This window comes from Niallia sp. MER 6 (assembly GCF_023714395.1).
Lineage (GTDB): Bacteria > Bacillota > Bacilli > Bacillales > Cytobacillaceae > Niallia.
Map to the genome: position 1 here is coordinate 58,471 of NZ_JAMAUK010000002.1, position 25,782 is coordinate 84,252.

The window sequence follows — 25,782 nt, forward strand, 5'->3', positions numbered from 1 at the left end:
CTATTCCCCCTAAGATGTTCTCTTTAAAAAAACAACTGTCTTTGTATAGTAGACATTATAGTGTTAGATCTGATTTTTTACAAGAGGTGAATTATATATTCTTTGAAAATTTATTCAACTCTTATTTTTGTCATTTTACTGTTTTTTCTATTATAAAGTAATTTGTAAGAAAAAGGGGAACTATTTTGGACAAGAATACCCGGCTAGAAAGCGAGCCGGGGAAAGGGTAATTGTATAAAAAGGAAGGTTAATAAAGCCAGCTTAATGTGGGGATTTTTGATTTTTTGACAGGTGCTTCAACCATCTCAAAAAAAACGCGCAGGAACTCCTCTGAATCCTTTGACTGATTTAAATATTTCTTTAATTGATCCTCTAAATAATGCCGTTGTGCCTCACTTGAGCTTGAATAATAATTTTCGACACACTCCACAAAATGGAGAGGAAACAGCAATCTCGCATAGATCAGCCTCCAGGAAAACGGGCTTAATGGTGCAATGCTTTGATAGTCATTGTAAAAATTTCGAACATCCCGATAATAGGTTTTAATATTAAGAAAATATCTTTCTCTTGTCCATTCTGCTAAATCTCTGCCGCAATGATCGAATACCCAATCAAATGGATTCTTTACATAATACTCTCCCATCCATGTTGATTTCATGAAACGGTTATGGCAAATCGTCCCGCTGTCAATCGGTGAAGGTTCATCATCAAGCTCTGTATCGACCAAATACTGAATCGCATTTTCAGAAACTCCCATATAATATGGAAATGCCTCGAGAAACAGTTTATCAAATTCGCTTTCAGGTTCCTGGTACATCTTTGTATTCCAAAAGGCCTCCATCTGGTCAATCCTCTTTTCCCACAAACCTTTCCATTGTCCCATTCGCGAAATTTTCTCGACACCAAATTGGACCGATCTGCCCCGATAATGAAACTTTCCTAATTTCCTTCCTAATTGCTTTGATTGAAAAGGCTGAACATGCTCATTCAGCATAATACAGTACGCCTGTCCTTCCACCTCTTCTCTAATATTGCCATCCTTTGATTCCAGAAATGTCCCAACTCTGTAATCACCCAAATTTGTCATATGATTTACAAGCTCATGAAGCTCTAATATCTCTTCATCCTCTTTGTTGTCTACTGGTATAAGCGTATACAGCTTGCCATCCTTTCTGCAGGCTTCATAGTGACCAAACCTCATTTCATCTGTGACCTCTACGCCATAATGACTGTGTAAGATTTTCCGAATCATCATACTCCTCCTTTTCAAAGAACGAATCTGAAAAACACCTTATAAGAAAATATATGTCGTTAAGTGATAATCTTGAGTTTTTTCTTTTATAACCTGTTGCTAAAGAAATTTTCAGTAAAGAATGACACATACCTTTATAGAAGTCCTACATATACTAACAAGTATACAGCTATTATCACAGCCTGCCTTTTACGCAATGCTCGGTAAAGCGTACAGCCAATATTGGCATAGTAAGCAATGATGACCACTGTGTTTAGATAGTGAATACAATTAGAAAAGGTGATAATATGTCAGATATTACAGAAAAAACAGCGAGAAAATGGCTTCACGAGCGCGGAGTTACCATAGAAGATATTGGAGAACTAGTTTATTTATTACAGGAAAAATATCACGAGAATTTAGAAATGGCTGAATGTATCCATAATGTAGAGCGTGTATTGTCCAAAAGGGAAGTACAAAATGCCTTGTTAACTGGCATACAATTAGATGTGCTTGCAGAAAAGAAAATGCTCGAGGCACCGCTTCAAGCCATTATCGAAAGTGATGAAAGTCTTTACGGCGTTGACGAAGTACTGAGCTTTTCCATCGTAAATGTATATGGCTCAATCGGCTTTACTAATTACGGATATGTAGATAAATTAAAACCTGGCATCCTTAAGAAGCTTAATGATAAATCGACAGGGAAATGTCATACTTTTTTAGATGATATAGTTGGTGCTATTGCTGCGGCAGCATCAAGCAGGCTGGCACATAGTGTCAGGGGTGAAAAATAGATGAAAATAAAAAAGGAAGAACACACTAAGTGCTTCTTCCTTTTTTGTTATTCCCACTCAGAAAGACTGTTAACGGAATATGTAGGTTTTTGCTCATAAGTGGCTAAATGCTCTGCTGTTGTGACACCAGAATGAACTAACAATGTATCAATTCCTGCATTTACCCCAGCTAATATATCGGTATGATAATTATCGCCTACCATAATAGCCTCATTCTTATTTACGCCAAGCAGTTTCAATGCTTGTTCCACGATGATTGCCTCTGGCTTGCCCATATTAAGTGGGGCTGTGTTTGTTGAAACTGTTATGACTGATGTAAGGGCACCGTTTCCAGGAAGAAGTCCCCTCTCCGTCGGCAAAGCTGTATCACCGTTTGTGATAATGTATTTAGCTCCGCTGCGGACAGCAAGACATGCCTGCGCCAGCTTTTCATACGTGATTTGCTGGTCCATGCCTGCTACTACATAATCAGCCTCTTCATGGTTAGCCAGTATTTGAATGTCTTTTTCTGTAAGTGCATGGCGCAAGCCTTCTTCACCTATCATATAAACACTTGCTGATTTGTTCTGTTCGTATATATATCCAGCTGCAGCCATAGCGGAAGTAAACACTTCCTCTTTTTTTGCAGGTATGTGGAAATCTCTTAACTTTTGGGCTACTTGCTCTGGTGTTTTTGTCGAGTTGTTCGTCACATATAAATATGGGATACCAAGGGCAATTAAGCGTTTGACAAATTCAGCCGCTTCTTGAATTACTTCTGTCCCTTTATACATAGTCCCATCTAGATCGATTAAGTATCCTTTATAGTTTTTCATGAATATAAAAGCCCTTTCTATTCCATTTATCATGCTAGTTTTTGAAGGCAGTAACTGGACCGAGTTCATTAATCAAGTAGTTTTTAACAGATAACGAGAAGGATTCAACAGAAGGTATTCCCTTCTCCAATGCTTCCCTGACAATCTCATGAGAGATATTCGTATAATCATGCACCAGTGTTTTTCTCAAACCTAGCAGCTCTTTAATTTCACCTGCAACGCTAACTGAAAGTACTTTTTCGTCAGTAAGAATTTCCATAATATCCTCATAGCTGCCTGGATCTCGCATGATAAAACCGTCAATCATACTGTTGCCGACATCAAGCATTGCCTCAATCATCATATGTGCAAGTCTTTCTAATGCCAATTTCTCAAGTTTGGATTCAAACGAATCCTGTTCTTTAAACATCTGAACCAATTGCTGTAAATATTGTAATTGCTGCCCGATTTTTTCCCGATCCACAAAATACATTTGAATGCCTCCTTCATTTTTTTTTTAGTATAGACAAAACCTCACACAATCGTTTGCAGATTATTGCTTAAGCTTGTCGGCCTCGCATAAAAATAGCCTTGTGCCAAATCAACCTTATTTCTTGAGAGAACAAGCGCTTCTTCCGCACTTTCAATCCCTTCTGCTACAACTATTGAACCTACTTCCTTAGCTATTAGCAGCAAGCCTTTAAGCATCGATTCTTTGACAGAATTTTTGTCAATATTCTGGATGACAGAACGGTCTATTTTAATGATATCAGGCATGATTTCACTTATCGAGTTCAAGCTTGCATAGCCTGCTCCTGTATCATCTATAGCCACTCTGAATCCAATTAGGCGCAAAAGCTTCAAGTTAGAAATGAAGTATTCTAATCCCTCAATTGAATCCCGTTCTGTCACCTCAATGGTAATCCTGTTTGGAGATATCTCTTTATATTTGTTCATCAGCTTTTTCAAGTCTTTCACAAAATGCTGATTACCTAATGTTAACGGTGTAAAATTAATAAAAATATCGAACTTCCAGGTAGTTAATTTTATTTGTTCAAGCGCTTTTTCCAATACGACCATTTCAAGGTCATAAAGATGGTTGGTTTGCCGTGCAACAGAAAACAGTTGGAGGGGATTTTCAAGCGATGTGCCGACAGGTCCTCTTGTCAGCATTTCACATGCTTTAACCTTATTTGTTTCCACATCCAAAATCGGCTGTGCTAACAAGCGAATATCTTTATTTGCTACAATTTTCCCTAACGCAAATGACATTTCATTAAATTCGGACGTTAAGCCTTTTTGGGCCATCGATAAAGCCTGCTGATAAGCAAGATAAATAGCATCCCTTAATTGGTCGATTTGCCTGTCAATAAATATATAGCCTGTGCAAAAAATCGGCTGTACCGACTGCTGCAGAGATCTCCAAACTTTTGTTTGCAGCTTTTCCAATATTAACTGGATCGTAAAATCTATGTTAGGAACAGTGTCCATCTTGTGATCAATCTTCAAGAATAAGGCAATTCCATCCTGATAATAGGCACGGACTGCTGCAATTTGGTCAGAAGGTATTTCTTCTCTAATAACGGTATGGAATGCTTCTCTCACTTGCTCCCATAATCTTTGGGATGCTGCGCTGTCCATTTCCCGTTTTAAGATGGCCAAGTTATGGATGGAAAAGACAATTACAGCCACTTCATTTCCTTTATGAAGGGCCGCACTTACGTTTTGCTCCACAGGATCCCTCAAAATAAATTGAGGAGGATAATATTTTAATTTACTGGCAGGAAAAATAATCTTCCCCCAGTTCGTTAAGCTTTTTATTTTGTTGACATACACATGGACCATCTCTTCATTTCCTCTCATACAGCAAACCTGATAAGTAATAGCAAAACAGCTCTAAAAAAAACATTTATTTTTATTAGTAAACGTTTTCCTTATTTATGAAGAAGTGCTGCAAAAAGAGTCAGCACTGTACTTACATTATTGTTTTTTTATTTTCTTAACGACAAAATAAGGACATCCGAAATTGCAATATTCATACAAATATTCTGTTAACGTACTGATTTTTGTATCAAAGCTGGATTTCTGATTTTGGTCATCAAAAAATCCTCTGAGTCTAAGCTGACCATAGCCCCAATCACCGACAATATAATCATACTTTGTTAAAATATCACTGTATCTTCCTTTAAATGCCTCCTCATTGAAGCCCTCTTTTCGTTCTTCAATAAGTTCATAACAATGATTATTTATGCAAACCAAAACCTTCACCCCACTTTTTTGAAGCTTCCTTTTTCATATGTATATATGTATGACTTTATATGTAATCCTAAATAAGTCCTATTTAAGATAAACGTGCATATAACCTAATAGGTACTATATCTCACCATTTCATTATAACCCGACAATAGACAATTTACATAGTGCTGGCAAGGAAAAATTATAATAATTATGACAAGAAATAGGAAAGGCCCTCCATTTATAACTGATTATTCAGGAAAAACAAAAACAGAGTAAACTATGCTTCCTAAATAGCAGCAAGATTTACTCTGTTCCTTTACATTATGCTTCTTTCTTTTGTCCTGAAAGCATTTGGTTTTTCTTTGCCTCACTGACTTGTTCATCCGCATGATACGAAGAACGGACAAGCGGACCTGCTTCACAGTGACTGAAGCCTTTGCTTAAAGCAATTTTCTTTAGTTCCTTAAATTCATCTGGATGATAATACTTTTGTACTTTAAGATGCTTTGCTGTTGGCTGCAAGTATTGTCCTATTGTCATGATATCAACGTTGTTTGCTCGCAAATCATCCATCGTTTGAATGATTTCTTCCTTCGTTTCCCCTAATCCAATCATCAAGCTTGATTTTGTAGGAATCTCAGGATACATTTCTTTTGCTCTTCTCAAAAACTCAAGCGATCTTTGATATTTAGCACGTGCACGTACTCTTGGCGTCAGGCGCTCTACTGTCTCAATATTATGGTTCATAATATCAGGCTTCGCATCCATTAATTGGCGCAGATTCTCCTCTATTCCTCCCATATCAGACGGAAGGACCTCTATGCTAGTAAATGGATTTTTCCTGCGGATTGCCCGTACCGTTTCAGCAAAAACAGCTGCACCGCCATCCTTCAAATCGTCTCTTGCGACAGCTGTGATAACAACGTGCTTTAAGTTCATACTAAAAACAGAATCAGCAACTCTTTCCGGCTCTTGCCAGTCAAGCTCTGTCGGCAAGCCTGTTTTAACTGCACAGAATCGGCATGCTCTTGTACAAATATCTCCTAAAATCATGAAGGTAGCTGTTCGTCTCACAGCCCAGCATTCATGAATATTCGGACATCTTGCTTCTTCACATACTGTATGCAGCTTTTTTTCTCGCATCATTTTTTTTAAACCAGTGTAGTTTTCATTCGTGTTAAGTTTGATTTTCAGCCATTCAGGTTTTCGTTGGTATTCGTCTTTTCTTTCTGCCATTTCGATTCATCTCCTAGTGATCCTTTTTTAGAACTCGTATCTTCTAGTCCTCTCTTTTCTTTGTATTTCGAAAAAAGAGACAACTGTTTGTAAACAAGTGTCGCCAGCAGCTTAAAAATGCTGCAAAGCTAGCTATACTACAACACATGTCACAATGATTTAGATGTATCTTATACACAAATACTAGGCTTGTTATTGTTCCAATGTCACTTTAACATAACCAAATCTCACCTACAAGCTGGTTATTACCATTTATTGATATTCATTTATTTTGCTGGTTGCACACAAAATAAAACGACTAGTTTTAGGAAGGAGGGATTTGATGCGAAAAATATGTTTCTTAGCTGTCTTGCTTGCATTTTTGGCGCCTAATATTGTATCTCATGCAGCGGAAAATAAATCCTCTGCTGATGATACATATTATAAAAGGATGGAGCTGTATGAAAAGATTGAAGCGGTAACACAGCTGCCATGGTATTATATAGCTGCAGTTGACCAATATGAACGAAATATACGAGCTTCACGTAGGGATCTTCCTAAAGCGACCGGCTTGACCGGCATCTATTTCCCAAAAGAAACATGGGCTGGCATCATAAATCCAGACAGTGATGATACAAATCCTAAAAGCATTGCTTTTTTCGGAGGACTTGGTGTCGATGGCAATGGGGATGGAAAAGCAGACTCTTTAAATGACGAGGATGTGCTATTTACATTTGCCAATCATATTCTTAAATTTGGCGTTGATGAAGATAACTTCCGAATTGGACTTTGGGATTATTACAAACGAGATAAAACAGTAAGCATTATTATGGGTAAAGCTGCCATTTACCGGCATTTCGGCCGCTTAAACCTCGACGATCATGCATTTCCAGTTCCGTTAAGAAGTAATTACAGTTATCGGAGTACTTGGGGAGATGCACGAGGATGGGGCGGAAAACGAATACATGAGGGAACAGATATTTTTGCCGACTACAGTGTTCCTGTCAGGGCAACATCTTATGGCATCATAGAAATGAAGGGCTGGAACAGATATGGCGGCTGGAGAATTGGAATCCGCGATATCAATAACAATTATCATTATTTTGCCCATCTAAGCGGTTTTGCGAAGGATGTGCATAATGGCATGATTGTCGAACCGGGAATGCTTATCGGCGGTGTCGGCAGTTCAGGCTATGGACCTCCAGGAACTTCTGGAAAGTTCCCGCCTCATTTGCACTATGGCATGTATAAGGATAACGGCAAGACAGAATGGTCTTACGACCCGTTCTCCCATTTAAAAGTGTGGGAAAGGCAAGAAAGAATTAAATTAAAAGCAAAAAAATAGAATATTGGCTCATGTGTCCCGCTGCTTTTAAAAGGACCTTGAGCCAATATTCATTCTTTATTATCTGCCGGTAATTCTACAGCAGGAATACTGCTCCCGCTTCCATTATAAAACTCAGGCACATCTCCTTCAAATCCTGCCATCGCAATTAATATATCTTGTTTGACAGTCGTCAGCTCTGTTGCAAACGGGATAATAATTTGAATGTCTACCTTTAACTCCACGAATGCTTTTACTACAACATAATTAATGCCGACATTCTCTGTCTCTGTCTTTAAATCTGATTTAACACTGCCGACAACATTAAATTTAATTGGTACATCAGGACCAAGATTTGCGAGCAGTGCATTATTTGTTGCTTGGCCGATCGGGACATTATAAACTATTCCTTCATCTCTTGCAGTTAAATCTTTATCTAATTTAATATCCGTTAACTCTGCTGCTGCAGGAATATCGCCCTTTTCCATCCTGTTTATGTTGTCCTGTACTAAGCTCGTAATTTCTTGTTGTTTTTTTACAACTTGTGCCGTATTGAATACAAAATTATTGCCATCTATCATTAAATTATTCTCTTCTTCTCCTGTCTCGCTTTTAAGTGCATCATTAATCACCAAAGTTGCCAGCTTCTTTGTCTGTGACTGTGCATAATAGGCCAGCGTAGGCTTTAAGCCATTATTGATAATCCAGAGGCTCAATATGGTGGAGAAGATAAAAAACACTGCTGTAATTACAAGAGTCTGCTGAAAGGTCAACGGTTTTTTCCGAGTCATCCTTTGACGAAAATAAAATTTCCGCAAAAAAATATCCCTCCTTCCCATGCTAATGTATATGCAGAAAGAGGGACATGTAGAAGGCTAAACCACATGTGAATATTCGATATTTTGCTTACCCTAAAGCCTCACAATCAATAATTGTAATTGCAAGGTTTTCCTTTAAATCAAGATCATATGGTTGTATTGCTGTTCCATTCTTTTCAATAACGCGGATGACAGGACGTTCATTAAATCCTTTGTTCTGCCTTGAAACAATGCCTTTTTCACCGCTGCTTAACATAACACTTACTCCATTTGGGTAAAGAATGATGGCATTGCGGAATGCTTCGACAATTTTCGCGTCAAAGAGTGTATCGATCCCTGTATACAGCACTTCCAACGCCTCATGCGGAAGCATTGCCTGTCTGTAAACACGATTGGAAGTTATCGCATCAAAAACATCTGCAACAGCAATGACCTTGCCGAACAGATGAATTTCTTCCCCTGTAATTCCTCTCGGATAGCCTGATCCATTCAGTCTTTCATGATGTTGATAAGCACAGTGCGCTACAATTAAAGGCATATTATGGACTTTCCTAAGCATATCAAATCCAGCATTTGCATGCTTTTTAATTTCCGTAAATTCATCTAACGTCAGCTTTCCAGGTTTGAGCAAAATCTCCAATGGAATATCCATCTTGCCGACATCATGCAGAATCGCACCAAGACCGAGAGTCTCGAGCTGCTTCCTTGGCAGCTTTAACTCCATTCCTAACGCTAAAGAATAAAGAGTGACATTCAAGCTATGTGAAAAAATATAATTGTCATACAAAAACACATCGCTCATAATAGAAAACAGTTCTTGATGTCCTTTTAGTTCCTCAAGGACTTTGTCAATAAGCTGCTTAAAAGCAGGAGCTGATTTTTCCATGATGAAGGATTTTTCCTTACTGCTGGAACCCTTCAGTTCCTTAAAGCTTGTTTCAATTGTCTGCATTGCCTCTCTCTTTAACCGATCAGAGATCGGAGCAACCGGATAGATATCATCGGTTAATTTATCATCTATATATAAATAAGCAACGCCTAACTGCACTAATCGTTCTATTAATTGTTTATCAAGCCTCACGCCGTTGTTGACGAGAATATTTCCCTGTTCATTATGTATTGGTTTCGCTAATATTGCTCCTTCTGAAAGGTATTTTGTTCTTACTAATCTCATTCCATACTAGCTCCTATTGTCAACTTGATATAAGAAAATATGTGCCATGATTACATAAAAGACATAAAAAGGAGGGAATGGTTTTCCCATCCTTTTAGATTTAATAAAAAGCTTGCACAATCTGCTACACCATCTTTAGTAATGCTTCCTTACCTATCATACCCTTATGAATACCAAGGTTTTCTGCTTCATAAGTTATCGATTCCAGCGGGGCATCAAGCAGCTGCTCGATTGTCTTTACACCGACAGCCCTCCCGGCAATTACTTTTCGATCCTTTAATTTTTCATTTAATAAACCAACATCCAATGCTCCGCACATGATATACCCTTTATCATTTTTTACTACAAGCAGGTTTGTCTTGGGCAGCTGGACGCTTACTGCTATGAATGTCTGCTCCTCTATCACAATAGGATAAACTTCCACCATGACATGTCACCCCTCTCTTTTTCCTTATATACTATTCAGCGAAAGAAAGAGGCGTGTATTACAAGAAGTCCATTTTTAACAGCTAAACGGCCATTCTCTGCAAAGCTTCTGCCAAAATATTTCTCATAAACTCAGGCAAAAAATACTGTTTTTCTGGTGCGCGATATATAGATGGAAAGAAATCGCCGAATGTGAACATATCCGGTATTGCTACAATATATTCTGCTTTCGGGTCAAGTTCTTTGCCGCCTATCCAATAGGTAATAACTTCACCATTGGTTTTTGTCTGTACACCCCTTGAAATCATTTTGCCCATTAATGTTCCTCTAAACCCTAGTCCTTTTACATGAAGGGTTTCCCATGAAGGCTGCTTCATATCTGTGAGAACTTCTTTCAATTCTGCTCCTGACAAAGTAACATTACAAGGATTGATAGGATGTGGACAGATGCTTAAAAGGTCAAAATAGCTGACCGGGCCCTTGTTTAGATTGTCAAGAATCAAACCTTCATTAAGGATAGCTATATCTGCATTACACCATGCAAGCACTGCCTCACATAAAAGGCCCGCTGTTTCCTGTTTCGTAAGCTGCTTAGACAGTGAGATCACTTCCTCAGAAAGTGCTTTTTTGCCTTCTAAATAAAGATTCTCAATATATTCCGCTTCGTTTTCTGCTGGAGGCAGCTTGCTTGTTTCATATACCTCTGCCTGTTTTGCCAGCACTTTTTTTGCATGAGGATCATATTTTATTTCAATATGTCCAGCAAATTGTCCATATTTACCAGCAGCTCCTAACAGGCTGTTATTAATGAGTTTTCCTTGATGAAAGATATGGTGTGTATGTGCTCCTAAAATTATATCAATTTCCGGATAGTTTTCAGCCATCTGCTCGTCATCATTAATTCCTAAATGCGACAAGACGATAATGATGTCTGTTTTATCTTTTAACAAACCCAGCTGTTCCTCTAAAGCCTGAAAAGGAAGTGTCAGCTTCCAGCCAAGCAATTCATATAAAGTGTGAAAATAGGCAGTCAAACCAATAACACCAATGCGTGTCCCTTTATTCGTTTCATATATCTTATGTGGGATGCACCAATCTGGCCTACTCCCATTTTTATGAAAGAGATTGGCTACAATCACATCGTAGGAAGCATCTTGATAAAGTTGATCTAGTGCATGATAGGGCAGTGTGATTCCTTCATTATTACCGATTGTTACTGCATCGAACTGTTCTATCTCCAGCAGTGTAGCATTCGCTTTTCCTTGTGTTGCCTCAGTGTATGGATGAGATAAATCTAAATGGTCACCAATATCAAATAAGAAAACAGAATCGCCTGCTTCAGTATGCCAGTTTTTTCTTTTTTGGAAAAGCTCCTTGATTCTAGGCCAGTTCTCAAAATGACTGTGCAAATCATTAGTATGATATATATGGATATTTTCCATTGTTTCGCCTGCCTATCGTATTAAAAGATTCTAGAACTAAGATGTTAAAACAAATCCAGTTGTCTAGGTGCAAGATTTCTATATTCAATGCCAAGTATTTTCATTAACTGCAGTGCATTGTCTGCAGCATCCCCGCCAGAATTATTGTTGAAAAGAACATAAACATGTTCACATTGCTTCTGTAATCGTTTAATATTCTCTGCCCATTCCTCTAATTCCTTCTGATTATATCTGTAAAGATACCGAACCTCTCTCCAGTTTGGATTGTTTTTTTGTGCCCAGCCGTAGTAGTTCCTGCCATGGAAACGGATAAGCACCTTATCGGTTCGGACAGTTTCTAGGATAGCAGGAATGGATCCTGGCATTACCTGGGGTTCATCACAGATGCTATGAATCCAATTTTCTTCCTGCATAAAGGCAAGTGTTTGCTCTCTAAATTTCTCATCAAACCATGATTGATGTCGAAATTCTAGTGCACAAGGGATGTCCTTCATCTTCGCTTTGCATACCCTTAAATAATCCACATGCGCCTTTGTGCAGTCAAACCATGGAGGAAATTGGAAAAGCACCATACTCAGCTTATTATTTTCAATATATGGTGAAATAGATTCAATAAACGCATCAAACATTTCTTCCTTCGTTGCAAATGGAAGCTCTCCTCTTTGATGGCCAGTCATGCCCTGATATGCCTTTACAATAAATTGAAAAGCCTCTGGTGTTGTAGCTGTCCATCTTTGCGCATTCTTTATTGGCTGTATAGCATAAAAAGAAGAGTCTACTTCAACTGTCGGGAAATAGCTTGCATATTCCTGCAGTTTATTTCGCGGAGAAACATGGGAGCCATACAAAGAATCATGGTCGCCCCATCCAGTTAAACCAATCTGAATCAAATGACCACCTCTACTAACATTATGTACGAAAACGGTAAAAGTTCCTAGAGCTAATGACCTATTTACCGCTTTTAATTTTCTGTTTATACAGGTTTCTAATATTATTATCTTAACATACCCAATCGTAACTTTGCTTTTTATAAAAAAAATTCGTATCTAAACTAGATACGAATTTTTTTACATTAACCGATGGAGCCTTCCATTTCAAACTTGATTAGGCGGTTCATCTCAACGGCATATTCCATTGGTAGCTCTTTAGTGAATGGCTCAATGAAGCCCATTACGATCATTTCAGTAGCTTCCTCTTCTGAGATACCTCTGCTCATCAAGTAGAATAACTGCTCTTCTGAAACTTTAGAAACCTTCGCTTCATGCTCAAGTGAAATATTATCATTTAATATTTCATTGTAAGGGATAGTATCTGATGTAGATTTATTATCCATTATTAATGTGTCACACTCGATATTAGCACGTGCTCCGTCTGCTTTACGGCCAAAGTGTACAATACCGCGGTATGTTACTTTTCCGCCTTGTTTCGAAATAGATTTTGAAACAATTGTTGACGAAGTGTTTGGTGCTAAGTGAATCATTTTTGCACCAGCATCTTGGTGCTGACCTTTACCTGCAAGTGCGATAGACAATGTCATTCCTCTTGCTCCTTCACCTTTCAAGATGACAGCAGGATATTTCATTGTCAATTTACTTCCGATGTTACCGTCAATCCATTCCATTGTAGCATTTGCATCACATACAGCTCTTTTTGTAACAAGGTTGTATACGTTGTTTGCCCAGTTTTGGATAGTAGTATAACGGCAATAAGCATCTTTTTTGATGATTATTTCTACTACTGCACTGTGAAGAGAGTTTGTTGTATATACAGGAGCTGTACAGCCCTCTACATAATGAACATGTGCCCCTTCATCAACGATGATCAATGTTCTTTCGAATTGACCCATATTTTCTGAGTTAATACGGAAATACGCTTGCAACGGCGTATCTACTTTGATTCCTTTTGGTACATAGATGAAGGAACCACCAGACCATACAGCTGAATTCAATGCAGCAAACTTATTGTCAGTTGGAGGAATTACAGTTGCCCAGTGCTCACGGAAGATATCTTCATTTTCTTTCAATGCTGAGTCTGTATCCTTAAAGACAATTCCCATATTCTCCAAGTCTTCTTGCATGTTGTGGTAAACAACTTCAGATTCATACTGAGCAGAAACACCTGCAAGATATTTCTGTTCCGCTTCTGGAATACCAAGCTTATCGAAAGTTTGCTTGATTTCTTCTGGAACTTCATCCCAAGAACGTTCTGTCTTTTCAGATGGTTTTACGTAATAAGTGATTTCATCAAAATTCAATGAAGCCAAATCTCCGCCCCATTGAGGCATTGGCATATTGTAGAAATGCTCTAGAGACTTCAAGCGGAAGTCAAGCATCCACTGCGGCTCTTCCTTCATTTTTGAAATTTCTTCAACGATTTCTTTCGTTAATCCACGCTTAGAACGAAAGATGGAAACGTCTTTGTCTGAAAATCCATATTTATAATCCCCAATATCGGGTGCTTTTTTTGCCATTTCGTTTTCCTCCATTCTAATGCAACTCCTAAGATGGGACTAAAAAGACTGCAATTAGTTAAGACCTTCGTTGAAGCCCTTTTCCATCGCTTTCCATGCCAGTGTTGCACATTTAATCCTAGCCGGGAATTTGCAGACGCCCTGAAGCGCTTCAATATCCCCTAAATCTATATCTTCACTATAGTCTTTTCCCTGCATCATTTCGGAGAAAGTATTAGAAAGCTCAAATGCTTCTTCTACTTTTTTTCCTTTAATCGCTTGTGTCATCATTGAAGCTGATGACATGCTGATGGAACAGCCTTCTCCATCAAACTTTGCGTCTTTAACAATGCCGTCCTCCACTTGCAGTGTCAGCAGGATTCGGTCACCGCATGTCGGATTATTCATGTTAACCGTCAGACTGCCTTCTAAAATCCCTTTATTCCGGGGATTTTTATAGTGATCCATAATGACACTTCTGTAAAGTGTATCTAAATTATTAAAAGACATCGCTGAAATACTCCTTTGTTTTAACAATTCCGTCAACAAACTTATCAATATCATCTTCGGAATTATAGAGGTAGAAGCTCGCCCTTGCTGTTGCAGAAACGTTCAGCCATTTCATCAACGGCTGTGCACAGTGGTGGCCTGCCCTTACAGCAATACCTTCTGCATCAAGCACTGTCGCCACATCATGAGGATGGACATCCTCAATATTAAATGTAATGACACCTGCTCTGTTTTCGGCACTTTTTGGACCGTATATTGTCAGACCCTCTACTGTAGACATTCTCTCCATTGCGTATGCAGCAAGTTTATGCTCATGCTCTGTAATATTATCAAGACCAATCTCTTCTAAAAAGTCAATTGCTGCTCCTAGACCAATAGCGCCAGCAATGATTGGCGTGCCTGCTTCAAACTTCCATGGAAGCTCCTTCCATGAAGATTCATACAAGCCGACAAAATCAATCATCTCGCCGCCAAATTCGATTGGTTCCATGTTCTCAAGCAAATGCTTTTTGCCATATAAAACACCGATCCCTGTCGGACCGCACATCTTATGGCCAGAGAAGCCGAGAAAGTCACAGTCAATATCTTGAACATCCACCTTTAAGTGAGGAGCAGCTTGAGCAGCATCTACGACAAGCACAGCACCATGTTTGTGAGCAATTGCCCCTATTTCCTTCACTGGGTTGATGATGCCAAGAACATTGGACACATATGTCACAGAAACAAGCTTAGTTGAATCTGTAATTGTTTCCTCCACGTCGGCTAAGCTGATCGTGCCATCCGCTTGAAGTGGCAAGTACTTCAGAACAGCTCCTGTTCTTTTGGCCACTTGCTGCCATGGAATGATATTACTGTGATGCTCCATCGGAGAGATGACAATTTCGTCACCCTCCTTTAGGTTTTCCATCGCATAACTTTGTGCAACCGTATTAAGGGCAGTAGTCGTACCTCTCGTGAAAATAATTTCCTCTGTAGATGTCGCATTGATAAAGTTCTTGACCTTTTCTCTTGCTCCTTCATAACCATCAGTAGCTCTTGTCCCAAGTGTATGGACACCACGATGGACGTTGGAATTATATTCTCTGTAATACTTTTCTAATGCTTCAATTACTTGCACCGGCTTTTGCGAGGTTGCAGCACTGTCTAAATACACCAAAGGATGACCGTTGACTTCTTGGTTTAATATTGGGAAGTATGGACGAACATCTTTGATATTCATTATTTTACTTTCCTTTCAATTACCTCAACCAATTGCTTTTTAACCCCTTCAATTGGAAGCTGTTCCACTACAGGAGCCAAGAAGCCATGAATAACAAGTCTTTCTGCCTCATGTTTTGGAATACCGCGGCTCATCAAGTAGTAAAGCTGCAATGGATCTACTCTTCCGACAGAAGCAGCATGCCCTGCTGTTACATCATCTTCATCAATAAGCAGGATCGGGTTTGCATCACCACGAGCCTTTTCACTTAGCATAAGGACACGTGATTCTTGCTCGGCATTAGCTTTTGTAGCACCATGCTCGATTTTTCCGATACCGTTGAAGATAGAAGAAGCACTATCCTTCATAACACCATGTTTTAAGATATAGCCTTCTGAGCTTTTACCGAAGTGTACAACCTTCGTTGTAAAGTTTTGCTTTTGCTCACCGCGGCCAACAACAACTGATTTCGTATCACCAAATGAACCATCGCCCATTAGGTTTGTTGTGTTTTCACTGATTGTGTTTCCATCGTTCATGAAGCCTAATGCCCATTCAATCTTCGCATCACGATTAGCTACTCCACGTCTGTTAACATATGTTGTAACACCTGTTGCCAAGTTGTCTACAGCACCGTATTGCACTCTTGAATTAGCATTTGCTACAACCTCTGTAATGATGTTGAAAACTGCTTCTTTCGGCTCTGCAACAGAAAGATAGTTTTCCACATAAACAACAGAGCTATTATCTTCTGCCACAACCAATACATGGTTAAACAAGTTTGTTTCCTCATCATCATGAAGGAAGATTGATTGAATCGGTTCTTCAACCACGACATTTTTCGGAATATACAGGAATACTCCGCCGTTCATCAATGCTGCATGCAAGGCAGTTAATTTATGCTCATCAATCTTCACTGCATCCTTCATGAAATATTTTTGCAACAGGTCACCGTGTTCTCTAGCTGCTGTGAAAATATCTGTAAAGATTACGCCTTTTTTCTTAAGCTCGTTAGAAACAGCTATAAAAGTAGGGCGGTTGTTGCGTTGTATATAAAGAGTTTTATTGTTTTCCAGGTCGATCAATGCTTTTGCTTCTTCTGGAAGGTCGTTTACACTGTCGAAGTCCTGGCTGCTCACGATATGTTTATCTATTTGAGTGAAGTTCCAGTTCTTGATGTTTGTTTTGTCCGGCTTTGGCATCGGCAAGTCTTCAGCCAATTCCAATGCTTTCACACGCAATTCTGTTAACCAAGCTGGTTCACCCATATCTTTTGAAAAGGAAGTGATGTATTCCTGATCAAATGGTAATTTAATTTCCGTTGTCATGGTCGGGTCCTCCTAACTATTACGCTTCTTGTTCAACTGTTTCGTCTTCAATGCCAAGCTCTTGCTTAATCCAATCGTAACCTTCTGCTTCAAGGCGTGCAGCTAGTTCAGGTCCGCCAGACTTAACGATGCGGCCTTGCATCATAACATGGACAAAATCAGGTGTAATGTAGTTCAATAATCTTTGGTAATGCGTAATAATTAAGCAACCGAAGTCTTCGCCGCGCATTTGGTTGATACCTTTAGAAACGACTTTCAATGCATCGATATCCAAACCAGAATCGATTTCATCCAAGATTGCAATTTTCGGCTCAAGCATCATCAATTGAAGAATCTCATTACGTTTCTTTTCACCGCCAGAGAAACCTTCATTCAAATATCTTTGTGCCATATCTTGATCCATTTCCAAGAATTCCATATTGCTGTCCATTTTACGGATGAATTTCATCAATGAAATTTCGTTTCCTTCTCCTAATCTGCTGTTTAGGGCAGAACGCAAGAAGTCAGCATTTGTGACACCGCTGATTTCACTTGGGTATTGCATTGCCAAGAAAAGGCCAGCACGGGCGCGTTCGTCTACTTCCATTTCCAATACATCTTCGTCATCAAGCTGAACACTTCCGCTTGTTACTTCATACTTAGGATGTCCCATGATTGCAGAAGAAAGAGTTGATTTACCTGTACCATTTGGTCCCATGATTGCATGGATTTCTCCGCCTTTAACCTCAAGGTTTAAACCCTTGATAATTTCTTTCTCATCAATTGCTACATGTAAGTCATTAATTACTAATTTAGATTGACCCATTATTTAATACCTCCACAGTAAAAGAAGTTTTGTTCACAAAATTGTCGAAACTTCATTATCAATTTATTATCATTCTAATCTTATAACAAATAAAATCTAATGGCAACCTTTGTAGCCCCAAACTTATTTGTTCATTACACATAATAATACCAAATATTATGTATTTTTTAAAATATGGCGATTTTTTCATTTTGCTGTAGTACACTAGAGGGAATTATTGTAATTTTTTCACTGTCAAACTTGAGTAGTAAAAACAATTTCCTTCCTTATTATATATTCCAAAAAAACACATCATGAAGAAGGAGCCGGAAGACGCTTAACGCTAACCCCCGGCTCCTTACTTCCTGCGTATCTTCATGCTTATTGCTGGATTGATGTAAATTCTGCCATTGCTTCTTGCACCAATGTAACAGCCTGACTCATAACAGCTCCGCCTCCGAAAGCAGCAGTGACACCAATTGCTTCGAGGATTTCTGCTTCTGTAGCGCCTTGGTCGATGCAGCCTTTTACGTGATAGATAATGCAGTATTCATCTTGAGAATACAAGCTAATTCCTAATGCGATAAGCTGCTTTTCCTTTTGCGATAAATGTCCTTCTTGGAAGCATTTCTCCGTATATGCATTAAATAATTCAGCAAGCTCAGGCATTTTTTTCGTAAATGTTCCTAATCCTTCTTTATAGTGGTGAATTGCATTTCCTATTGAACCATGTGTTTGCATATCCATCAATCATAGCCTCCATTTTTCAAAAGTTAGCACTAAATTGCAATGTGAATCGCAAACTTAGTATTGATAAATGAAGTAATTCTTATTCCTTAAAATAAAGAAACGCTCTTTAGAGATAAGAGCGTTTCTGCGTATTATTCAGATACAGGGATAACTGCACCTTTATATTCTTCGTTGATGAAATCTTGAATTTCTTTAGATTGTAATACTTCAACAAGTGTTTTAATTTCTTCTTTATTTTCGTCTTCTTTGCGAACTGTGATGATGTTTGCATATGGAGACTCGCTGCCTTCAATTTCAATGGAATCTTCAACTGGGTTTAGGCCAGTGTCCAATGCATAGTTAGCATTGATTACAACAGCGTCACCTTCGTTGTTGTTGAAGATTTGCGGCAACAATGATGGCTCATAATCAGGTTTGAATTTAATATTTTTTGGGTTTTCTGCAATATCGTCAACCGTTGCGCTTACTTTATCTACGCCATCTTTAAGCTTGATTAAACCGCCTTTTTCCAATAGTGAAAGCACACGGCCTTGTTCTGCCACAGAGTTAGAGAAAATTACTGTTCCGCCATCTGGAAGTTCATCTAAGCTTTTGTATTTTTTAGAGTAAACAGCCATAGGTTCAATGTGGATTGCTCCAGCGCTGACAAAGTCATAGCCGTTTTCTTTAATTTGATTTTCAAGGTAAGGAATATGTTGGAAATAGTTTGCATCTAATTCTTTAGATTCTAAAGCTTTGTTTGGCAAGATATAGTCTTGGAATACTTCAATTTTTAAGTCAATACCTTTGTCAGCCAGGATTGGTTTTGCTTTTTCCAAAATTTCAGCATGCGGAACGTTTGAAGCTCCAACTACTAATTCTTTTTTATCGTCGCTGCCTGATGATGAATCTTCATCTTTAGATGAACCGCAAGCCGCTAAAGCCAACACTAAAGCTAGTGCAAATAGTAATGATAATAATTTCTTCATGCGTTTTACCCCTCTTTTTGTTTTTTTATTTATCTTGCATGATTTCCGCCCACATATACAGCAGGAAAGAAAATCAAGAAAATAACATTATCTTTTATCAATTTTCGATGTGATTATGTCACCAATAAATTGGATGACGAACACGATAATCAAGATGATAATTGTCGCAATCAAAGTTACATCAGATCTGCTTCGCTGGAACCCTTCCAGATAAGCAAGATTTCCTAATCCGCCTGCACCGATAACACCTGCCATTGCAGTAGAACCAACAAGGGCAATGGCCGTTACAGTAATCCCGGAAACTAATGCTGGCAATGATTCTGGGATTAAGACCTTTGCGATAATTGTCATCGGTTTTGCTCCCATAGCCTTAGCTGCTTCAATTACACCCTTGTCCACTTCTCTCAAACCAATTTCAACAAGTCTTGCATAGAATGGTGCTGCGCCGATAATCAATGCTGGCAGGGCAGCATCTGCTCCTATCATGCTGCCGACTAGCAGCTTAGTGAATGGAATAAGCAAAACGATTAAAATGATGAACGGAATAGAGCGAAAAATATTAACGATAGCACTGATGATTTTATTGATGACCACATTGCTCCACATATTCCCTTTCGCTGTCAAAAACAATGTAATCCCTAAAACTAACCCTAATACAAATGTGATAACGATTGAGTATCCAGTCATGTAGAGCGTTTCTACTGTTGCTGTCCACATTTTCTCCCAATCTACATTCGGAAATAATTGTGTCATCCTTCAATCACCTCCACACTAATTTCTTGTGATTGAAGAAATTGCAGTGCTTTGCCAACTTCTTCTTCTTGACCATCCAAATGGATATACAATGTTCCGTATGAACCATTTTGAGTTGGTGAAATTTTTCCTTGAATGATGTTTACTGTTATTTCAAATGAACGAATCAGCTGTGTAATAATCGGCTTTTCTGCGCTTTCGCCAACAAATCCAAGCATGATGATTTTGCCTGTTGAATAGTTCGCAACAAGATGCTCGATAGTATCTTTAGCATCATCCGGCTCGATTACTTGCTGTACAAATCTTTTTGTGATGTTTTGTTCCGGCTGCTTGAACACATCGATGACAGGTCCTGTTTCTACCACTCGGCCGCCTTCCATCACTGCGACACGATGACAAATTTTGCGGATAACATGCATTTCATGCGTAATCAGCACAATCGTAAGACCTAATCGTTTATTGATATCTACAAGCAAATCCAAGATCGCATCTGTCGTTTGCGGATCAAGAGCGGATGTTGCTTCATCACAAAGCAGAACCTTCGGATCACTTGCAAGTGCTCTCGCAATGCCGACACGCTGCTTTTGCCCACCGCTCAATTGGGATGGATAAGCATCTTCTCTGCCTTCAAGACCGACAAGCTTAATCAGCTCCAATACCTTTTTCTCACGCTCTGCTTTTCCTACACCAGCAATTTCTAACGGAAAGCTGATATTCTGTTTAACTGTACGGGACCAGAGGAGATTAAAATGTTGGAATATCATGCTGATTTCCTGACGAGCCTGTCTCAGCTTGCTGCCCTTTATTTTGGAAACCTCATATCCTGCAACAGAAACTGTGCCCTCTGAAGGAATTTCAAGACCGTTAAGCATGCGGATTAATGTACTTTTTCCTGCGCCGCTGTAACCGATAACTCCAAAGATTTCTCCTTTATCTATCGTTAAGTCTACACTGTCTACTGCAGTCACTTTTCCTTTTTTCGAAGGATATATTTTTTTGACCTTTTGAATATTAATCATGTCTTACTCACCTACTTTGCTGTCTTATCAAAAGTTCCATCTACTTATTATCGTAAATAGTGTTTTACGGAATTGTCTAATCCATACTTTGGGTACAAAAAAAGCCTTCCTGCTTATATAAAATGAGCAGAAAGGCATTATGATTTAACCTTCCTCTCATCTGTCAAAGCAATTGCTTTGTGTGAATTGGCACCATGTCATACTTTGACGGTTGCCGGGCTTCATAGGGCACATCCCTCCACCTCTCTCGATAAGAGTATAGAATATATAGTTATAATAAGTTTGCTGAATAAATTTGATAGTCGTAATGTAACATGGGAAAACAGAAGGTGTCAATCATTTTTTTTAAGTTCCTAATATAGTGTTTTTTCTGAATTATATGTTTATTTATTGTAATATTTTCTAACAATAATATATATGGTTAACTTTTCTAAAAATACTGTCAATATCCCACTCAAAAGTCTTACTCGACGATAATCCTTGGAAACACTTACAATTAATTAACATTATTTCAAAATAAAAACTTCCTTTAAATTAAGGAAGTTTTTGGTTAAGAGCAGCTTTTACACCAAGCTTGTTCATTAACATTCACTAGGTGAAACAGTGATTCTAATAGCAACAGTTTTCTCAAAGATGAATGAACTTCCACATCCTGCTCTTTCTTCGCACGTCGGAGCAGCACTCTGCCTTCAAAAACGTCTTCAATGGAGTTTCGGCTGCCTTTTAATAAAATAGTGTGGTTATCAGCAGTAGGCAGTACGGTAAAAACACCATTCTTTAATTCTAAATAAAAGCTGCTTTCTCCGCTTTCAACCTTAATAATAAAAGCTTCTCTTCTAAGCAGCGGTTTTATGACATGACTTTGATTCAAATTTTTCACTAACTGATTGAAAATATGCCCCATTGCTTCACACCCTCTATATTTTCATATAGTAGGTAATTCTGTTTTCTCCCATTATTCCCTCTAAAAACACCTAAATACTTTTAGACATGTTTCACCATTTCCCGGGAAATACAAAAAATCTTGTCGAATGGAATACTTGTTAGGAAGACATTTTCTCTAATAAATGTGGCACTGATTCGAAACGGTAGATTTTTTCTGTTAATTGTCCCTCCTGAAAAATTAACAGGCAGGGTACACTTTCTATTTTATACTCCTCTGCTAACTGAGGTGCATAGTTCAAATCCATTTTCCCTATCGATACATTATTGTTCATTGCTTCAACAACAGTAAGCATTTTGCTCGCCACCATGCATGTTCCGCACATCGGTGTGTATAAGTAAAGAAAGAACGGCTCCCTTTCCCGCTCCTTTAAGGCAGACCGCAGTCCGTCTTCTGTGCATTCAATCATGACTATCTCATCCTCATATCTAAAAATTTAGGGTAGATATCTATATTCGCCTGCAGCAATGCAGCCGCAATATGATGTTCAGGCGCACTTGCAACTTCCCGATACATTTTATCAATATATATATGCTCTGCTTCTGGCAATTCCTTTCTGAAGAGCTTTCTGATTTTTTCTCCAGATGCATCTGCATCAACAAGAATATAAACATCCTTGTCAAATAAGTCTTCAATAAGATCATCTAATTTCGAAATCCCGATTGTGCCATTCGTACAAATAATATCTACTGGTTCTCTTACAATATCCTTTACTTTCCGCTTATCTGATGTACCTTCGACAATAATAATTTTTTCCATTATAATCACCTGAAGTATTATTTTTGCAGCTAGTATCCCCGCATCTTGCAAGTTATATTATGTAATACTTTAACATATTGCTAATTGGAGTGAAAGTTATCGGCATTTGAAACGAAAAGAAGCACCAAAACGGTGCTTCTTTAACATCAATCTTCGTTTGTCATTTTATCATATTGTTCTGCTGTCATTAATTGCTCTGCATCGGCAATATTAGACGGCTCAATAATAACCATCCAAGCTTTTTCATATGGAGATTCATTTACGTATTCAGGATTATCACTTAAATCTTCGTTTACTTCTACTACTTTGCCGCTGATTGGCGCATATAGTTCAGAAACTGTCTTAACAGATTCTACGCTGCCGAAAGGCTCGTTCTTTGTTACTTCGTCTCCAACTTCTGGAAGCTCAACAAACACGATATCTCCCAATTCTGATTGAGCAAAATGTGTAATTCCAATACGCACATTTTCTCCTTCAACTTTTACCCATTCATGTTCTTCTGAATAACGCAAATCTTTCGGTGCACTCATGCAATATCCCTCCAAATAGATTAATATCCTTCAAGCGGCACAATTATGTCCAGCTTTCTTTAAAATCCTCTTCCTTAAACCCTAACGTAACCTTTTTTCCATCAGTTGTGAGAGGACGTTTGATCAGCATGCCATCAGAAGCCAGTATATCTAAAAGCTCTGAATCTGACATATCCTTCATTTTATCCTTCAAGCCAAGATCGCGATAACGCTGTCCGCTAGTATTAAAGAATTTCTTTAATTCCAAACCGCTGTTTTTATATAGGTCTTCAAGCGTAGAGCGTGAAGGAGGATTTTCAACTATATGTACGTCTTTGTAACTTACCCCGTTATCATCCAGCCATTTTTTGGCCTTGCGGCAAGTACTGCATTTAGGATACCAATAATATGTAAGTTCCATATGATCACCTTACTTACTTATGTATTTTTTTGAACATATAATTGAATATTATCATAAATTAGGACAAATTCATAACAATGTCTAATAAATATATCTTTATTATAAAGTAAAAAAGAGGAAAAACCTGCCGCAATTCAGGTTTCTCCTCTTTCTCGAACTTATACGACGTACTCATTGGCTTTAATAACACTTTCGGCAGCTTCACGCTTTAACGCAATCAGCGGCTTCGGCAGGAATCTAGTATATTTTTTTAAGATCGATAACGCAAAGCGCAAATCATCACCAGACTCCATATATGAAAGAGTATTAGTTGCTTCATTATGAATGATTTGGAAAGCCTCCTGGCAATATATTTCTGTATATAGAACCTTTTGTTTTTCTTCTGTATTTGATTTGGCTATAGCCTTCTCGGTCCGTAAAATACAGGATTCCATTGCATATAAGTGGGAAATCATTGTCGCAATATGAGCAAGCACCTCTTGCTGCTGGTCTGCTTCCATCATAAATTTTTTCGCCAGTAAGCCTAACAGCATGCTCACTGCTTTTTTACCATTTGTCACAAGCAGTTTTTCCTGGGAAAGAAGGCTGTCATCAGGCTCACTTGGGATAAAGGTGAACATTTCCTTTTCAACTGCTTTTGCAGCAGCTATTAACGGAACTTCCCCTTTCAGTGCTCTTCTTAAATAGTTACCTGTCACTGCCAACAGGTTAATTTCATTTGTTCCTTCAAAAATGCGGTTTATCCTGGAATCACGATACATTCTTGATATCGCATACTCCTCCATAAACCCGTTACCGCCATGAAGCTGCAGACATTCATCAACGATTTTATCCAAAGCTTCAGACGCAAAGATTTTATTGAGGCTGCATTCCATACTGTATTCATTGACAAGCTTGGCGGGGATTTTCCAATCTTCTGTCCCCTCCAATGGATCAAGAGCTTCAGACAATAAACCAGCAGTCCGGTAAACAGAGCTTTCAGAAGCATAAAGGAGTGCTGCCATTGTAGCAACTTTTGCTTTTGTTAAGGGAAAACGTGAAATGGGGGTTTGAAATTGCTGACGATTATTAATATAAGGTATAGTTACTTTCAATGCTTCCTTACTTGCGCCAATTGCTCCCATACCTAGTTTAAATCTGCCAAGATTCAAAACATTAAGGGCAATTAAATGACCCTTGCCTTTTTCCCCGAGCAGATTCTCCTTAGGTACAAGGACATTATCGAGGATGACAGAACAAGTAGAGGAGCTTCTAATGCCTAGTTTATTTTCTTCCTGTCCAATAGATACACCAGGAAATTCACGTTCCACAATAAAAGCTGAATAGTCTTTGCCATCTACCTTGGCATACACAGTAAAGATGTCTGCAATCCCGGCATTAGTAATCCATTGTTTCTGACCTTTTAATATATAGTGCGTGCCTTCTTCATTCAATACGGCAGTTGTTTTTATTCCGAGGGCATCAGACCCGGCAGTTGGTTCTGTTAAGCAATAGGACGCAATTTTTTCACCTGTAGCTAAGGAAGGCAAATATTTCTGCTTTTGCTGAACATTTCCGAATAAAATCAGGGGCAAAGATCCGATTCCGACATGAGCTCCATGTGTAATAGAAAAACCGCCGGCTATGGACATTTTCTCGGAAATAATGGCAGAGCTAATCTTATCAAGACCTGAACCGCCAAACATCTCAGGAACATCAGCTCCTAACAAACCTAGTTCGCCAGCTTCCTTCATTAATTCAAGCACCTTTTTAAAATCATGTTTCTCCATACTGTCAAGATGTGGCATAACAGCATTTCGGACAAAATCACTCGTCATTTCTCCAACAAGTTCATGTTCTTCCGAAAAATCCTCTGGTGTGTATACATCTTTCCAGCTCGTATCTTCAAGAAGAAAACTTGCGCCTTTTTTCATCATTTCTCCACTCCTTCTTTCT

The 25,782-nt window shown here is 38.6% G+C and carries 28 protein-coding genes and 1 riboswitch; of the genes, 2 read left to right on the forward strand and 26 right to left on the reverse strand.

Translation table 11 applies throughout. The features are described from left to right. Nucleotides 1-247 precede the first annotated feature (247 nt). Nucleotides 248-1,255 carry a spore coat putative kinase YutH gene (gene yutH / locus M3600_RS02870; RefSeq protein WP_311315875.1) on the reverse strand — a complete coding sequence of 336 codons (1,008 nt, stop codon included), beginning with the start codon at nucleotides 1,253-1,255 and terminating at the stop codon, nucleotides 248-250. Nucleotides 1,256-1,539: 284 nt separating this feature from the next. On the opposite strand from yutH, the gene M3600_RS02875 reads away from it, so the two are divergent. Further along, nucleotides 1,540-2,025 carry a phosphatidylglycerophosphatase A family protein gene (locus tag M3600_RS02875; RefSeq protein ID WP_233316486.1) on the forward strand — a complete coding sequence of 162 codons (486 nt, stop codon included), beginning with the start codon at nucleotides 1,540-1,542 and terminating at the stop codon, nucleotides 2,023-2,025. 47 nt (nucleotides 2,026-2,072) lie between these two features. Here the strand turns inward: M3600_RS02875 and M3600_RS02880 are convergent, their stop codons facing one another. The 5 genes from M3600_RS02880 to lipA all read right to left on the reverse strand — a co-directional run bounded on the left by M3600_RS02880 (nucleotide 2,073) and on the right by lipA (nucleotide 6,293). Beyond that, entirely contained in the window at nucleotides 2,073-2,840 is a 768-nt protein-coding gene (locus tag M3600_RS02880) for a TIGR01457 family HAD-type hydrolase (protein ID WP_233316487.1), read from the reverse strand. 34 nt (nucleotides 2,841-2,874) lie between these two features. Beyond that, nucleotides 2,875-3,312: a type VII toxin-antitoxin system HepT family RNase toxin gene (gene hepT / locus M3600_RS02885; RefSeq protein ID WP_233316488.1), complete on the reverse strand. Its 438-nt coding sequence runs from the start codon at nucleotides 3,310-3,312 to the stop codon at nucleotides 2,875-2,877. 41 nt (nucleotides 3,313-3,353) lie between these two features. Continuing rightward, nucleotides 3,354-4,553, reverse strand: a complete 1,200-nt coding sequence (locus M3600_RS02890; RefSeq protein ID WP_251644704.1) for an EAL domain-containing protein — start codon at nucleotides 4,551-4,553, stop codon at nucleotides 3,354-3,356. A gap of 246 nt (nucleotides 4,554-4,799) precedes the next feature. Next, nucleotides 4,800-5,078, reverse strand: a complete 279-nt coding sequence (locus tag M3600_RS02895; RefSeq protein ID WP_233316490.1) for a YutD family protein — start codon at nucleotides 5,076-5,078, stop codon at nucleotides 4,800-4,802. Nucleotides 5,079-5,378: 300 nt separating this feature from the next. Beyond that, nucleotides 5,379-6,293 (reverse strand): lipoyl synthase, encoded by a 915-nt coding sequence (gene lipA / locus M3600_RS02900; protein ID WP_237941848.1) that lies wholly within the window; start codon nucleotides 6,291-6,293, stop codon nucleotides 5,379-5,381. Nucleotides 6,294-6,615: 322 nt separating this feature from the next. On the opposite strand from lipA, the gene M3600_RS02905 reads away from it, so the two are divergent. Continuing rightward, a complete protein-coding gene (locus M3600_RS02905; protein WP_233316492.1) occupies nucleotides 6,616-7,617 on the forward strand; it encodes a M23 family metallopeptidase in 1,002 nt (333 codons plus the stop codon). 50 nt (nucleotides 7,618-7,667) lie between these two features. On the opposite strand, the gene yunB is transcribed toward M3600_RS02905, so the two are convergent. The 20 genes from yunB to M3600_RS03005 form a co-directional block, all read right to left on the reverse strand. Then, nucleotides 7,668-8,414: a sporulation protein YunB gene (gene yunB / locus M3600_RS02910; protein ID WP_233316493.1), complete on the reverse strand. Its 747-nt coding sequence runs from the start codon at nucleotides 8,412-8,414 to the stop codon at nucleotides 7,668-7,670. An 88-nt stretch (nucleotides 8,415-8,502) separates the two neighbouring features. Beyond that, a complete protein-coding gene (locus M3600_RS02915; RefSeq protein WP_251644705.1) occupies nucleotides 8,503-9,588 on the reverse strand; it encodes an HD-GYP domain-containing protein in 1,086 nt (361 codons plus the stop codon). A gap of 124 nt (nucleotides 9,589-9,712) precedes the next feature. Beyond that, entirely contained in the window at nucleotides 9,713-10,015 is a 303-nt protein-coding gene (locus M3600_RS02920; RefSeq protein WP_233316495.1) for a YunC family protein, read from the reverse strand. An 82-nt stretch (nucleotides 10,016-10,097) separates the two neighbouring features. Next, entirely contained in the window at nucleotides 10,098-11,456 is a 1,359-nt protein-coding gene (locus tag M3600_RS02925; RefSeq protein WP_251644706.1) for a bifunctional metallophosphatase/5'-nucleotidase, read from the reverse strand. A gap of 44 nt (nucleotides 11,457-11,500) precedes the next feature. Beyond that, nucleotides 11,501-12,346 (reverse strand): DUF72 domain-containing protein, encoded by an 846-nt coding sequence (locus M3600_RS02930; protein WP_233316497.1) that lies wholly within the window; start codon nucleotides 12,344-12,346, stop codon nucleotides 11,501-11,503. Between the two features lie 182 nt (nucleotides 12,347-12,528). Beyond that, nucleotides 12,529-13,926, reverse strand: a complete 1,398-nt coding sequence (sufB, locus tag M3600_RS02935) for a Fe-S cluster assembly protein SufB (protein WP_233316498.1) — start codon at nucleotides 13,924-13,926, stop codon at nucleotides 12,529-12,531. A 54-nt stretch (nucleotides 13,927-13,980) separates the two neighbouring features. Next, nucleotides 13,981-14,415: a Fe-S cluster assembly sulfur transfer protein SufU gene (gene sufU, locus M3600_RS02940; RefSeq protein WP_233316499.1), complete on the reverse strand. Its 435-nt coding sequence runs from the start codon at nucleotides 14,413-14,415 to the stop codon at nucleotides 13,981-13,983. Further along, nucleotides 14,405-15,634, reverse strand: a complete 1,230-nt coding sequence (locus M3600_RS02945; RefSeq protein ID WP_233316500.1) for a cysteine desulfurase — start codon at nucleotides 15,632-15,634, stop codon at nucleotides 14,405-14,407. Before M3600_RS02945 ends, sufU begins: the two co-directional genes overlap by 11 nt. Beyond that, a complete protein-coding gene (gene sufD / locus M3600_RS02950; RefSeq protein ID WP_251644707.1) occupies nucleotides 15,634-16,941 on the reverse strand; it encodes a Fe-S cluster assembly protein SufD in 1,308 nt (435 codons plus the stop codon). Before sufD ends, M3600_RS02945 begins: the two co-directional genes overlap by 1 nt. A 19-nt stretch (nucleotides 16,942-16,960) precedes the next feature. Next, entirely contained in the window at nucleotides 16,961-17,746 is a 786-nt protein-coding gene (gene sufC / locus M3600_RS02955; protein ID WP_233316502.1) for a Fe-S cluster assembly ATPase SufC, read from the reverse strand. 360 nt (nucleotides 17,747-18,106) lie between these two features. Further along, complete coding sequence (locus M3600_RS02960) at nucleotides 18,107-18,472, reverse strand: carboxymuconolactone decarboxylase family protein (protein ID WP_233316625.1); 366 nt, start codon at nucleotides 18,470-18,472, stop codon at nucleotides 18,107-18,109. 134 nt (nucleotides 18,473-18,606) lie between these two features. Continuing rightward, the gene (gene metQ / locus M3600_RS02965) at nucleotides 18,607-19,443 is read right to left on the reverse strand and encodes a methionine ABC transporter substrate-binding lipoprotein MetQ (RefSeq protein ID WP_237941851.1); all 837 of its coding nucleotides are present in this window, start codon (nucleotides 19,441-19,443) and stop codon (nucleotides 18,607-18,609) included. 87 nt (nucleotides 19,444-19,530) lie between these two features. After that, nucleotides 19,531-20,196: a methionine ABC transporter permease gene (locus M3600_RS02970; RefSeq protein ID WP_233316504.1), complete on the reverse strand. Its 666-nt coding sequence runs from the start codon at nucleotides 20,194-20,196 to the stop codon at nucleotides 19,531-19,533. Beyond that, nucleotides 20,193-21,215 carry a methionine ABC transporter ATP-binding protein gene (locus tag M3600_RS02975; RefSeq protein WP_233316505.1) on the reverse strand — a complete coding sequence of 341 codons (1,023 nt, stop codon included), beginning with the start codon at nucleotides 21,213-21,215 and terminating at the stop codon, nucleotides 20,193-20,195. The genes M3600_RS02970 and M3600_RS02975 overlap by 4 nt, the downstream gene beginning before the upstream one ends. A gap of 153 nt (nucleotides 21,216-21,368) precedes the next feature. After that, a riboswitch (SAM riboswitch) is annotated at nucleotides 21,369-21,472 on the reverse strand. Nucleotides 21,473-21,765: 293 nt separating this feature from the next. After that, nucleotides 21,766-22,119 carry a hypothetical protein gene (locus tag M3600_RS02980; RefSeq protein ID WP_233316506.1) on the reverse strand — a complete coding sequence of 118 codons (354 nt, stop codon included), beginning with the start codon at nucleotides 22,117-22,119 and terminating at the stop codon, nucleotides 21,766-21,768. A 139-nt stretch (nucleotides 22,120-22,258) separates the two neighbouring features. Next, complete coding sequence (locus M3600_RS02985; protein ID WP_251644708.1) at nucleotides 22,259-22,567, reverse strand: thioredoxin family protein; 309 nt, start codon at nucleotides 22,565-22,567, stop codon at nucleotides 22,259-22,261. Between the two features lie 2 nt (nucleotides 22,568-22,569). Next, nucleotides 22,570-22,917 carry a toprim domain-containing protein gene (locus M3600_RS02990; protein WP_233316508.1) on the reverse strand — a complete coding sequence of 116 codons (348 nt, stop codon included), beginning with the start codon at nucleotides 22,915-22,917 and terminating at the stop codon, nucleotides 22,570-22,572. A gap of 146 nt (nucleotides 22,918-23,063) precedes the next feature. Continuing rightward, a complete protein-coding gene (gene gcvH, locus M3600_RS02995) occupies nucleotides 23,064-23,447 on the reverse strand; it encodes a glycine cleavage system protein GcvH (RefSeq protein ID WP_233316509.1) in 384 nt (127 codons plus the stop codon). A 43-nt stretch (nucleotides 23,448-23,490) separates the two neighbouring features. Further along, on the reverse strand, nucleotides 23,491-23,847 hold the full coding sequence (locus tag M3600_RS03000; protein ID WP_233316510.1) for an arsenate reductase family protein: 357 nt from the start codon (nucleotides 23,845-23,847) through the stop codon (nucleotides 23,491-23,493). A 158-nt stretch (nucleotides 23,848-24,005) separates the two neighbouring features. Continuing rightward, nucleotides 24,006-25,760: an acyl-CoA dehydrogenase family protein gene (locus M3600_RS03005; protein WP_396953780.1), complete on the reverse strand. Its 1,755-nt coding sequence runs from the start codon at nucleotides 25,758-25,760 to the stop codon at nucleotides 24,006-24,008. Between the last annotated feature and the right edge of the window lie 22 nt (nucleotides 25,761-25,782).